General features: G+C 49.2%; 11 protein-coding genes. 2 read left to right on the plus strand and 9 right to left on the minus strand.

Annotated features, from left to right (window positions below; genetic code table 11):
* The first annotated feature begins 2 nt into the window (after window positions 1–2).
* Complete coding sequence (ytvI, locus tag C170_RS12420) at window positions 3–1,121, plus strand: sporulation integral membrane protein YtvI (protein ID WP_036609832.1); 1,119 nt, start codon at window positions 3–5, stop codon at window positions 1,119–1,121.
* Window positions 1,122–1,223: 102 nt separating this feature from the next.
* Here the strand turns inward: ytvI and C170_RS12425 are convergent, their stop codons facing one another.
* The 9 genes from C170_RS12425 to C170_RS31330 form a co-directional block, all read right to left on the minus strand.
* The gene (locus C170_RS12425; protein ID WP_036609835.1) at window positions 1,224–1,622 is read right to left on the minus strand and encodes an FxsA family protein; all 399 of its coding nucleotides are present in this window, start codon (window positions 1,620–1,622) and stop codon (window positions 1,224–1,226) included.
* A 7-nt stretch (window positions 1,623–1,629) separates the two neighbouring features.
* Window positions 1,630–2,136 carry an acyl-CoA thioesterase gene (locus C170_RS12430; RefSeq protein ID WP_036609837.1) on the minus strand — a complete coding sequence of 169 codons (507 nt, stop codon included), beginning with the start codon at window positions 2,134–2,136 and terminating at the stop codon, window positions 1,630–1,632.
* 131 nt (window positions 2,137–2,267) lie between these two features.
* Window positions 2,268–3,695, minus strand: a complete 1,428-nt coding sequence (pyk, locus tag C170_RS12435; protein ID WP_017689492.1) for a pyruvate kinase — start codon at window positions 3,693–3,695, stop codon at window positions 2,268–2,270.
* 105 nt (window positions 3,696–3,800) lie between these two features.
* A complete protein-coding gene (locus tag C170_RS12440; protein ID WP_036609840.1) occupies window positions 3,801–4,832 on the minus strand; it encodes an acetyl-CoA carboxylase carboxyltransferase subunit alpha in 1,032 nt (343 codons plus the stop codon).
* Entirely contained in the window at window positions 4,833–5,726 is an 894-nt protein-coding gene (gene accD / locus C170_RS12445; RefSeq protein WP_036609844.1) for an acetyl-CoA carboxylase, carboxyltransferase subunit beta, read from the minus strand.
* A 63-nt stretch (window positions 5,727–5,789) separates the two neighbouring features.
* Window positions 5,790–6,044, minus strand: coding sequence for a hypothetical protein (locus C170_RS31015; RefSeq protein WP_036609848.1), 255 nt, complete (start codon window positions 6,042–6,044; stop codon window positions 5,790–5,792).
* Window positions 6,045–6,131: 87 nt separating this feature from the next.
* Entirely contained in the window at window positions 6,132–6,320 is a 189-nt protein-coding gene (locus C170_RS12455) for a hypothetical protein (protein WP_017689496.1), read from the minus strand.
* 284 nt (window positions 6,321–6,604) lie between these two features.
* Window positions 6,605–7,096 carry a phosphatidylglycerophosphatase A family protein gene (locus C170_RS12460; RefSeq protein WP_036609851.1) on the minus strand — a complete coding sequence of 164 codons (492 nt, stop codon included), beginning with the start codon at window positions 7,094–7,096 and terminating at the stop codon, window positions 6,605–6,607.
* 310 nt (window positions 7,097–7,406) lie between these two features.
* Window positions 7,407–11,546, minus strand: a complete 4,140-nt coding sequence (locus C170_RS31330; protein ID WP_036609854.1) for a DNA polymerase III subunit alpha — start codon at window positions 11,544–11,546, stop codon at window positions 7,407–7,409.
* Window positions 11,547–11,814: 268 nt separating this feature from the next.
* Here C170_RS31330 and C170_RS12470 point away from each other — a divergent pair, with 268 nt between their 5' ends.
* Window positions 11,815–12,144, plus strand: coding sequence for a YtrH family sporulation protein (locus C170_RS12470; protein ID WP_026081169.1), 330 nt, complete (start codon window positions 11,815–11,817; stop codon window positions 12,142–12,144).
* The last annotated feature ends 10 nt before the right edge of the window (window positions 12,145–12,154 follow it).

A 12,154-nucleotide genomic window follows, 5' to 3' on the forward strand; every position in this document is an offset into this window, starting at 1 on the left:
GCTTGGATAGAATAATAATGAAACGCCTGCTCCGTGGCTTATGGGTTATCATTGCGGCCGTTCTGATCGCCGTTGCCATATACTTGCTGTTCCCGCTTTTGTACCCTTTTGCGATTGCTTGGATTATCGCCTATGCCATGAATCCTTTAGTGAAACTGCTTCAGCATCGAGCACGATTCCCGCGCTGGCTGGCTGTGACTCTTTCATTGATCCTTTATTTTGGAGCCATTGCGGTGGTGCTGTCTGCGGCGATTACCCGCATGGTAAAAGAAGTCATTTCACTTACGACAAGCTTTGATCTTCATGTTGATGAGATCAAGGACACGTTTGTGCGCTGGACCCAGAATGACACCATTCAAAGTTTGACTGCGCAGATCAATGAATTTTACAAGGAAAATCCCAACTACCAGGAAACCATCAACAGCAATATTAGTAAAACAACTGAAACGGTGGGTACAGCCGTCACAGATCTGGTCACCGGATTTTTCAACATGATTCTGAGTCTGCTGACTTCCCTGCCGAACATGGGCGCGGTATTAATCGTTGTTCTGTTGTCTACATTCTTCATTAGCAAAAGCTGGACCAGGCACAACATCACCGTATCGGGATGGGTACCCTCTTCCATTCGCAAGCCGATATCCGACATCTGGACTGACCTTAAGAAGGCACTGTTCGGATACGCAAGAGCACAATTGATCATGATCTCGATTACAGCACTATTCGTCATGATTGGACTGCTTATATTGCAAGTCAATTCAGCTTTCACCATCGCTCTGATGATTGGTTTGGTCGATCTGCTTCCTTATCTGGGTGTTGGCCTTATCATGGTGCCTTGGGCAGCGTACCTCTTTATGAATGGGGATCTGTATCTGGGTATTGGCATTAGTATTATCTATCTGATCTTACTGATTGCCCGTCAGATTATTGAACCGAAGGTACTTGCAAGCAGTGTAGGGCTCGACCCACTCGCCACGCTGGTTGGCATGTTTGTGGGTTTGAAGTTGTTCGGTGTTCTGGGCTTGATTATTGGCCCTGTCAGTCTCGTGATTCTCGATGCGTTCAATCGGGCTAACGTATTACGCGACCTCAGAACGTATATCATCAACGGCCGTGTCCGATGAGGCATCATCTTATGAGCACCCAGGAAAATAGAAAAAGGCTTCGTTCAACAGAAATCATCTGCTGAGCGGAGCCTTTTTTTATTATGCAAAACAACTGGTGTTTCATTTCGGACGACGATAAAACGTAATTTTGCCACTTTTCATTTTTTTCTCCAGCCACCCCAAGAAGAACAGACGGTACACCGGACGTGTTAATGGAAATACCAGTGTAAACCCGATCAGATCCGTTACAAAGCCTGGAATCAAAAGCAAGAAACCACCGACAAAAATAAAAAGACCATCGACCATTTTTCTTCCAGGTACCTTGCCACGCTCCATCTCGGATTTGGCGTCCACAAGTACTTTTCGCCCTTCAAACTGCAACATTGCTATACCAATCAAGGACGTGAGAATCATGAGAAGCAATGTCTTTCCGGCTCCGATCCAGTCACTCATCAGAATAAAACCAAATAATTCAATCACCGGAATGATTAAGAGTAAAGCCCACATCCATTTTCGCATTGACGTATTACCCCTTTCCCGAAAGCCACACCTTTTCAAGCGCGCTGAATAACTCAGAGGCTGCCTTATCCAGCCGAACTGGCTTCCAGTCCCCATTCACCCATACATGCTGGGTAGAACCTGTAACTAGCCGTTCACCGGGGAGTGATTCATCAGTTGACCATACCCGTTCTCCAATCGCCATACGCTCATCAGGTTCTTCAGACATGCGTCTTACGTCATACTCATAATTCAGTCGCAGACCACTAAATGCAGCAATACGGGTGAAAATGATAATCTCATCATCATATCGGGCAGGCTTGTGATACTTCACATCCAGTCCGGTTACGGGAAGCAGTAACCCCTGTTCCTCCATTTTACGATATGTATACCCCATTTGGCGAATCATCTCAGTTCGACCGATTTCAAACCAATTCAAATAGTTCGCGTGGTAGACCACGCCCATCTGGTCACTTTCTTGATAGCGTACACGAAGACGTGCCGCATACCAGTTACCATTGCTCTGTTCTCGCACGTTATCGGCCTCCTTCGCTCTATCATTCATACGTGTTACCTCGTTGTAAAGTGTCAATAAGATGGAAAAAAAGCAACGGGACAATAAAGCCCCATTGCTTCTCTCCTGTTGCTTCTCCATCCAAGACGCTATTAAGCGTTGTTTGGAATTTGGCTTACTTTAATCAGGTTGGTAGAACCGGAACGACCCAAAGGTACACCTGCTGTGATCACAACCAGGTCTCCTTCTTTAACAAGTCCGGATTTTACACCGCCTTCAATTGCATTTTCGAACAAAGCATCCGTGGAATCAACCAGTCTTCCTTTGACAGGAGTTACACCCCAAGCCAGAGCCAAACGACGGGAAGTTCTGTCTTCCGTTGTCACAGCGATGATTGGAGATTCTGGACGATACTTGGAAATCATGCGTGCAGTATGTCCTGATTCAGTCGAAGTAATGATCGCTTTTGCGTTCAAATCTTGAGCTTGGAGAGCAACCGATTGGCTGATTGCTTCCGTAACTGTTGTTTGTTGAGCAACACGTTGTTTCAGGTACAACTCTTGGTAAGGCAGAGCAGATTCTGCTTTTTCAGCAATACGGGACATGGTCAGAACAGATTCAACTGGGTATTTACCCGCAGCTGTCTCACCGGACAACATGATTGCGTCCGTACCGTCGAAGATCGCATTCGCCACGTCACTTGCTTCCGCACGTGTTGGACGCGGGTTACGCTGCATGGAATCCAGCATTTGTGTAGCTGTGATAACCGGTTTACCTGCAACGTTACATTTTTGGATCATGCGTTTTTGTACCAATGGTACTTCTTCCGCAGGAATCTCAACACCCAGGTCTCCACGAGCAACCATCAGACCGTCAGACACTTCAAGGATTTCGTCGAGGTTATCGACACCTTGTTGGTTTTCGATTTTGGAGATGATTTGGATATGTCCAGCATTGTGTTTTTCAAGCAATTCACGAATCTCAAGTACATCACTTGCTTTACGTACAAAAGAAGCCGCGATGAAATCGACACCTTGTTCGATACCAAATACGATATCGTTAGCGTCTTTTTCGGTGATACCCGGTAGAGAAATGGCAACGCCCGGAACGTTAACACCTTTTTTGCTTTTGATCGATCCGCCGTTAACGATACGGCATTTGATCTCGGTGCCTTGCACTTCCACCACAGTCAGTCCGATCAGACCGTCGTCGATCAGAATTGTAGATCCCGGTTCAACATCATTCGGAAGATCTGTATACGTAATGGAAAGACGTTCTTTGGTGCCCAGAATTTCTTCTGTTGTCAAAGTGATGTACTCGTCTTGAACCAATTCGATCGGTTCAACTTCGAGTTTACCTGTCCGAATTTCCGGTCCTTTGGTGTCCAGCAGGATCGCTACTGTTTTGTTCAACTCTTCGCATGCTTGGCGAATCGCAATGATCCGTCCGCCGTGCTCATCGAAATCACCGTGGGAGAAGTTCAGACGGGCCACATTCATACCGGCCATAATCAATTTTTTGGTGTTCTCCAGAGATTCACTGGATGGACCAATGGTACATACAATTTTCGTTTTACGCATTTTGGGTTTCCTCCGATTTTAAAGGTATTACTCTTTATCTATTTTTCTTTTTCCAACTATTAAATTTACTATACTTTTGCTCATTTGTATAGGAAATTCGTCACATTATTCAGCATTTCCCGACAAATTACTCGCAACATCGACTTTTACAAGCTCTTGAGGGGCTTCAATGGATGCTTGAGGTTCAAACGTGACCGATCCAATTTTACGGAATTTCTCATAACGATCCTGTTTCAGCTGATCCCCGCTCCAACCCTTCATATCGTCGAGATGACGGACCAACGCTTCACTGATGAAAGCAGCAGACGCTTCATAATCCCGATGAGCACCGCCGCGTGGCTCAGGGACAATCTCTTCAATGACTTCCATCTCCAACAGGTCTTTGGCTGTTATTTTCATTGCTTCAGCCGCCTGATCTGCCTTGGATGCATCCTTCCAGAGAATTGAAGCAGCGCCGTTCGGAGAGATTGCAGAATAGATCGCATGTTCCAGCATCAACACACGATTACCCACAGCCATAGCGAGGGCACCGCCGCTTCCACCTTCGCCGATGACCACAACAATAACAGGAACCGATAGCTTCGCCATTTCCATCAGGTTGCGAGCAATCGCTTCCGATTGACCTCTCTCTTCTGCAGTATTACCCGGATACGCCCCTTTAGTATCAATAAACGTAATAATAGGACGGCCAAATTTGTTCGCTTGTTTCATCAGACGAAGTCCTTTTCGGAAACCTTCCGGATGAGCGCTGCCGAAAAAGCGGGCGATATTATCCTTCGTGTCTTTCCCCCGCTGTTGTCCGATTACCGTTACTGTCTTTCCATTCAGCTTGGCAAGTCCGCCAACAACCGCAAGATCGTCTCCGAACATGCGATCACCGTGCAGCTCAATGAAGTCCGTAAATATCAGCTGGATCAGGTCCAGCGCCGTTGGGCGCTGCTGATGACGGGCCAGATGCATCTTCTGAGCTGCTGTTATGCCAGTGTAGATCTCTTCTTCAAGTCTATGGTAACGTTCTTCCAGGCGGGCAATCTCGTCCGTGAAGTCGATCCCTTTTTCCTGTCCAAACTGTACGAGTTCATCAATCTTTTTGCGCATCTCAACCAGAGGCGCTTCATATGGCAACTCACCCGCCATTTAGACCCCTCCTTTTTCACTATGCATATCCAGAAGCTTGCCAAGAGTGGCCCGAAGCTCTTTCCGGTGCACAACCATGTCCAACTGACCATGTTGCATATTAAATTCAGCCGTTTGGAAATCATCAGGTAACTTCTGACGGATCGTCTGTTCGATAACGATTCTGCCGGCAAAACCAAATACAGCGCCAGGTTCGGCAATGTTAATATCGCCCAGGCTCGCAAAACTTGCCGAGACTCCACCTGTTGTTGGGTCCGTAATGACCGAAATGTACAGCCCGCCCTGTTCATCCAAACGGGATAAAGCTGCGCTTGTTTTAGCCATTTGCATGAGGCTAAGAATACTCTCTTGCATCCGGGCACCACCTGATGTTGAGAAAATAATCAATGGTAACCGTTTCTCTGTGGCATGCTCAATGGCACGGGTAATTTTCTCCCCTACAACAGAACCCATGCTGCCTGTGAAGAAATCAAAGCTCATGACAGCCACAACTACAGGCAGACCATCAATGGTTCCTTCCCCTGTAATTACCGCTTCCTTCAGGCCCGATTTCAGACGCTGTTGTTCCAATTTGTTGCTATATCCAGGAAAGCCAAGTGGATCAACCGATATCATATCAGCATCAAACTCAACAAATCCTTGATCATCAAGTACCATAGCAATGCGCTCCATAGCGTTAAGACGCATATGGTAACCGCAGGCAGGACATACTTTCAGATTTTTCTCCAATTCCTTGCTATATTGAATGGTGCCGCATTTGCTGCACTTGTTCATAAGCCCTTCAGGTATTTCACGTTTTGGGCGTTCTAGGACTTCCTGGCCTTCGCCGGGAAGTGCACGCTCGGAAGGTATGGTAGCGTACTTCCGTTTCTTCTGGAATATATCTTTGAACACAACTACACCTCTCCAGCCGTTGATTTGATGGCCGCAACCTGCAGAGCGCTGCTTGTGGCAACTTCATCCGCGTGTTACGGTAAACCGCTTACGACCCACACGCTGCCATGGGCCTTGTCCAGCATTCACAACAAAAAAATCCGCCGGTACAGGACAAGGATCACCGGCTTCTGTCAGCACGATTGATGTTACCTGCAAAAACCGAAAGATTGTTGCGCCGATGTTTGAATCTATCTTGGTAGGGTCTCCGGGAGCAACCAGGTCGGTCCTTGTCCTAACAAAAAAAGAAGGAAGGACAGCAGCATACAATACATGCAAGTCGATTCCTCTCTCCGCTTACGCGATTAGTCCCTTATGTACCGATGGTACTTCTTCATCTGCCAAGGCACGTTGATGTCGAACAAATCAGGAATGCAGAATGGAATTCAGCACTTCCTGGACCTCTTCCAATTCCCCAGAAGGGACGCGAATCTCAAATTGCTGCTTGGATAAACTGATGGGACGGGTCTGTACCAGAAAACCTTCTTCCGAAAGCTTGGTCTTGATCTTGTCCGCAACCTTTGCTGTCGGTGCAATGTAAATCACCGTCCACATGCCTTGTCCGCCCCCTAAGCTAATGTTCAGAGCCCGTATATTGGACTAATGATAACATACCTCACTTTTTTTCTGCAAGAAAGGGTTCGGGACCTTTGGGGAGAATTTGGGATCATGAGGGACATTAGTCCCCCACGAATAACTCATATGGTTGACGGAATCTTCTTGTTCATACCTCTTCCATAAGCAGCCGCAAGCTTATCAGGGCAGCGTCAGCCGCCCTTGAAGACCTTCATATGAGCCATTAGATTGACCATAACAGACAAGCATGGAAATACAGGGGGTTAAAGGTCTGAGGGGTATTTTTTGGCTTTAATATTTTTGTGTGCAATCCGGGCAGAAGCCGCAGCGGCCACCCCTGCGACCAGATCATCCAAAAAGACATGAATGGCTGTTGTGTGTTCGTTCAAATCATGAATTACACCTATTTTTTCTTTATCCAGGTAACCAAAGCTGGTTAAACCAATCATACCATACACATGAGTAATGCCGAGGGCCAGAGTCTCGTCCACTCCATACAGGGATTCATCCGCTTCCATAATAGCCTGTAACGGTTGGGGCAAGAGTTTTTTCTCCGCAAGTTCGTCGAGAGCGATACCCGTATAGAGCGTATATTGCACCTCTCGTTTCTGCAGAACGGATTTCACGCTGGTTACACAGTCGTCCAAGGTCAGTTCGGGGTGGTACCCTTTTTGCAGACGGTATACAATTGCTGCGATTGCATCAATCCGTACACCCCGCCGGGCCAGCATGGCTTCTACGATTTCATATGACATATCTCGACCTCCCGCATCAATCCCCCGAGGACCGCGAGGTCCTTCGGTGTTCTCAAGTGTATGCAGCAACCTGTTAAAATGTTCATAAAATGTGCGGATGGTTAATACCAGTCGCACCCTGGACCTGTTGCAGGATTGTACATTCCGCTCTGGTCTGTAGCTGGCCTATGACAAGTCTGCAATTTGTTTGTTTAAACCCTGTCGTCAGGGAACCGAGCTCGCACTAAAATAATCAAAAAAAAACCTGTTCAGCATTGAGCCAAACAGGTTTCATACTATGGATAAGTGCTATCACTTACGGGACAGCCTCTTATTTAATTTTGACCGTGCCTTCACCCAGCATTTTCTCCATCTCGGAGAACAAGGTTGGTGATGGCTTAATCCGGTAGGCATCACTCAGCGCAAGCAGCTTCTGCTGCTGCTCATAGAAGAGCACTGTCGCCACAGGTCCGGGATGCTCCTGAAGCAGCTGCTTCAGACGTGCCAGAAGCTCAGGCTTCTCCGCATGCGGGGCAATCTTCACGAACACCCGCTGCTCCACGGCCCGCGGTTCGCGGCTCTGCGCCGGGCTGCCTGCCGCCTCAGCGGCACCGCCAGGCCGGGAAGCCGCCGCCGTGGCTGCGCCCGTACCCGCCCCATCGCTGCGCGTCGCTGCCGAGCCTTGGCTCCCGCTGCTACGCGCACCGGAAGCATCCCCGCCTGCGCTGCTGCGCTGCGCTTCGGCTCCTGCCCCCGCGGGCCGCCGCGGCGAAGCCGACTGCGCCGGGCGCGAAGAGCTGCCGCTGCCGGGCTTGACGCGCCGGTCACGGCTGCGCAGCTGCTGCTCCAGTGCCGCCGGTGACAACGGCACCACTTCCTCAGCCAGCAGCTTAAACCCTTCGTCCTGCTGCTGCACTTTGGCACGCACGACGAGCAGTTCACCTTTCCCGACATGTTGCTGGCTACGCCGCCATACCTCGGGAAAGAGAACCACTTCACAGCGTTCAATCTGGTCTTCCAGCTCCATGAACGCCATAGCCTTGCCCTGTTTCGTCGTAATCGACTTCACAGACACAACCATACCCGCTGCGACGGTCATCGTATCGTCTGCCGCCTCGGTCAGCTCCATGATCCGGTCAGCCCCACTCGATTCCAGCACATCTTCATAGTCATCCAGAGGATGCCCAGAGAGATACAAACCTAACAACTCTCGCTCTAGCTCCAGTTGCTGCCCTGAGGAATAAGGAGGAATTTCCGGATATTCAATCTCCCAGTTTGGCGTCTCAACAAAGTCGAACAATTGAATCTGCAGATCCTCGCGTTCCTTGCGCCATTTCAACGCTGCTTCAACAGTCTCATCCAGCATCGCCAGCAATTGGGCCCGGTGCCCAGGTAATGTGTCAAAAGCTCCGGCTTGGATCAGCGATTCAATCACACGTTTGTTGCATACACGCAAATCCACACGACGACAAAAATCGAGCAAACTGTCGAACGGTCTCTCCTGCCTTACGATCATAATGCTTTCCATTGCCTGGGTACCGACATTTTTCACAGCGGCCAGACCAAATCGTATTGCACCCGTTAATTTTTCCTCATCCGAATTATCATCAGACACTGCAACGTTCTTCTCCACAGAGGACAGTTCCCCTTGCTCCGCGCGCGAGGAAGAGGCCTCTTGTCCCTCGTCATTACCATTTTCCATTGAAGAAGCCTTCACCAATCCCGGTTCCTTCCAGTTGTCGGATGCCTCAGGCATGGATGTCGCTGCCTGCCACTCATATCCACCACCGTCCTCTTCCGGTCCAGGACCGGGATCATCCGGTAGAGGCGCTTCACCATATTCGGTTTGTCCCGAATGCCCATCATGCTCATGAACGCGATCTTCCCTGAAGGAACCCACGTTAACATTCGTGGCATGTTCTTCGGCAGGGCTTCCAGCGTCATTCTCTGCATCTGCTCCCGCAGTCTGCTGCGATGCATTGCTCTGATCCCCGGTTCCTGCGCTGCCGGACGGCACAAATACAGGTGTAAACAGAATACCGCTCTCATTCACATCCGGCGGAAGCACCTCCATGTCCATACGCCGACATTCCACTACGTACTCTGCCACTTTCCGATGACTGCCCATTACGGCTGTTAACATGGATGCCATAAAATGAACCGGATAATGCGCCTTCAGATAAGCCGTCTGGAACGCAAGCACACCATATGCCGCGGCATGAGCACGCGGGAAGCCATAGTTTGCAAACTTGACGATCATATCATAGACCAGGTCTGCCTCTTCTTCGCTATACCCTTGTTTCAGGCTGCCTTGTACAAAGTGTCCACGCTCCAGATCCAGCACTTCCCGTTTCTTCTTGGAGACCGCTCTGCGGAGCAAATCTGCCTCACCCAGCGAGAAACCCGCCATCCGGGAGGCTATCTGCATGATCTGTTCCTGATACACGATGATCCCGTACGTATCTTTCAGGATAGGCTCCAGATCCACATGGGGGTAATCCACTTCAATCTGTCCATGCTTGCCCTGAATGTATTTGGATATGAACTCCATCGGACCCGGACGGTACAAGGCAAGTACAGAGATTACATCTTCAAAACTACTTGGCTTCATCTCTTTCAGCACACGGCGTACCCCGGCAGATTCCAGTTGGAATATGCCCATCGTGTCCCCTCGCCCAAGCATCTCGTACGTTAACGGATCATCATCGGGGATAAGGCGGAAATCCGGAATTTCTCCATGTTCCCTAATCCAGCGTAAACACCGCTCAATGATTGAGAGGGTACGCAAACCAAGAAAGTCCATCTTAAGCAGCCCAATAGACTCCAGGTTTTCCATGGAATACTGGGTTAACGCTGTCCCTTCACTGCCCTCCTGAAGTGGCACCGCATCGGTCAGCGGGTCACGGGAGATAACCACACCCGCAGCATGGGTCGAAGCATGACGTGGCATGCCCTCGACCTTCATCGCCATATCCAACAGCTCACGTGTCTTAGGCTTCGTTTCATACAGCGCCTTCAGCTCAGGTGTAGCTTCCATAGCCCGCTCGATGTTAATACCAAGTTGCGCCGGAATCAGCTTTGCAGCCTTGTCCACTTCGCCATAAGGCACATTCAGGGCCCGCCCAACATCACGTACGGCTGCACGGGCAGCCATCGTTCCAAACGTAATGATCTGGGCGACATGGGCTTTGCCATATTTATGCGCGACATAATCAATGACCTCATCCCGCCGCTCATCGCTGAAGTCAATATCAATATCCGGCATAGAGATCCGCTCGGGATTCAGGAATCGTTCGAAGAGCAGGTTGTATTTCATCGGATCAACATCGGTAATATGCAAAGTGTACGCTACCAGACTACCTGCCGAGGAGCCCCGGCCCGGTCCAGTAACAATGCCTTGCTTATGCGCATAGGCGATAAAATCCCAAACAATCAGGAAATAATCCGAGAATCCCATGCTGTCGATTATACCCAGCTCATACGCCAATCGTTGTTCGAGTTCGGATCGAAGCTCTGCATCTGTCCAACGTGTGGACTGCGCATAACGCTCCTTCATTCCTTCTTCGCACAGCTGACGCAGATACACCGAAGGGCTAAGTCCATCAGGAAGCGGTCTGTATTCCGGCAAAATCGATTTGCCGAATTCCAGCTTCAACTCACAGGAATCCGCAATGCGGACGGTGTTTGCCAGAGCTTCCGGTACATGAGGAAACAAACGAGCCATCTCTTCTTCACTTTTCAGATAGAGCTGATTGGTTCCAATTCGGAGCCGATTCTCATCATCCACGGTCTTGCCTGTTCCGATACAGATCAGTACATCCTGAAGCTCCGCGTCCTCTTCGGACAGATAATGTGCATCATTGGTGGCTACAAGCGGAATCTCCAGCTCGGCAGCCAGTTTGATCAACTGCGGATTCACCCTTTTTTGCTCCGACAGCCCGTGATCCTGAAGTTCCAGATAGAAGTCGTCACCAAAGATTTTTTTGTAGCGTAACGCCGCACGTCTCGCCTCTTCTTCTCGTCCATGCAGTAAATGTTGTGGTACTTCACCACCAAGACACGCACTTAGACAGATAATGCCCTCGTGATGGGCAGCCAGACTTTCCATATCTACACGGGGTTTGTAATGAAAACCTTCGAGATGTCCAATCGAGCACAATTTCATCAGATTTCGGTAACCCGTCATATTTTTGGCCAGCAAAATCAAATGATGAATCGGTTGATCCTTGCGGCTTCCCCGCTCTTTGCGGGACCCTGCTGTCATGTATGCCTCGCAACCTATAATCGGCTTGATGCCTCGCTTCATACATGCTTTATAAAAAGGAATTGCACCATACATCACGCCATGGTCGGTCAGCGCAAGTGTCGTCATTCCGAGATCTGCAGCCTTATTCACGAGATCCGGAATACGCGCAGCGCCGTCCAGCAAACTGTATTCGCTGTGAACGTGCAAATGCACAAAAGAACTCATGTTTTTTTCTTCCTTTCGCCGCAGATAGTCGCAGCATCGATCTTCTGATCCGTCTGCTACCCTATCTATCTCATATATATATGAATTAAATAAATAAAAAAATGGAATCTCCTATTAAAATTCGTGACAACCTCTTAAAAGGAGACTTTATTATTCTATTTTATCATAACGTTCGGGGGCACGCCCATACAATAGAAGTACAAGCCGCTCCCCCTGTGACAGACCGAAGACAGGAGGTGTGCTGCTAGGTCTGAAAGGGGTGTTGCCAGTGAGCACATTTTTGTCCAAAGCCATTCTTGATTTCTTTATTGCGTTTGGAATCGTGCTGGGCGGCGCGATGATCGGAGGTATTGGAGCCGTGATCTCTCTTCAGCCTCCGACACAGACGATGCTCGATATTTCTGGAAAAATAAAGATATGGGCACTCGCAGCCGCTGTTGGCGGCACAATAGATCCCATGCGTGTCATCGAGAGCAATTTTCTGGATGGTAACCTGTCTCCGGCGGTCAAACAAATCCTGTATCTGATCTCTGCTTTTATGGGCGCGCATATGGGAACCGAGCTAGTGAAATGGGTGTGCGGCGGAGGCCGGAGCTAATATGAGACAG

The organism is Paenibacillus sp. FSL H7-689 (assembly GCF_000517905.1).
GTDB lineage: Bacteria > Bacillota > Bacilli > Paenibacillales > Paenibacillaceae > Paenibacillus > Paenibacillus amylolyticus.

Bases quoted from the DNA above. Each gene is read 5' to 3' on its own strand.
- C170_RS12425 (WP_036609835.1), bottom strand. From the start codon at position 1,622: ATGCGAAAATGGATGTGGGCTTTACTCTTAATCATTCCGGTGATTGAA.
- pyk (WP_017689492.1), bottom strand. From the start codon at position 3,695: ATGCGTAAAACGAAAATTGTATGTACCATTGGTCCATCCAGTGAATCT.
- C170_RS12440 (WP_036609840.1), bottom strand. From the start codon at position 4,832: ATGGCGGGTGAGTTGCCATATGAAGCGCCTCTGGTTGAGATGCGCAAA.
- C170_RS12455 (WP_017689496.1), bottom strand. From the start codon at position 6,320: ATGTGGACGGTGATTTACATTGCACCGACAGCAAAGGTTGCGGACAAG.
- C170_RS12460 (WP_036609851.1), bottom strand. From the start codon at position 7,096: ATGTCATATGAAATCGTAGAAGCCATGCTGGCCCGGCGGGGTGTACGG.
- C170_RS31330 (WP_036609854.1), bottom strand. From the start codon at position 11,546: ATGAGTTCTTTTGTGCATTTGCACGTTCACAGCGAATACAGTTTGCTG.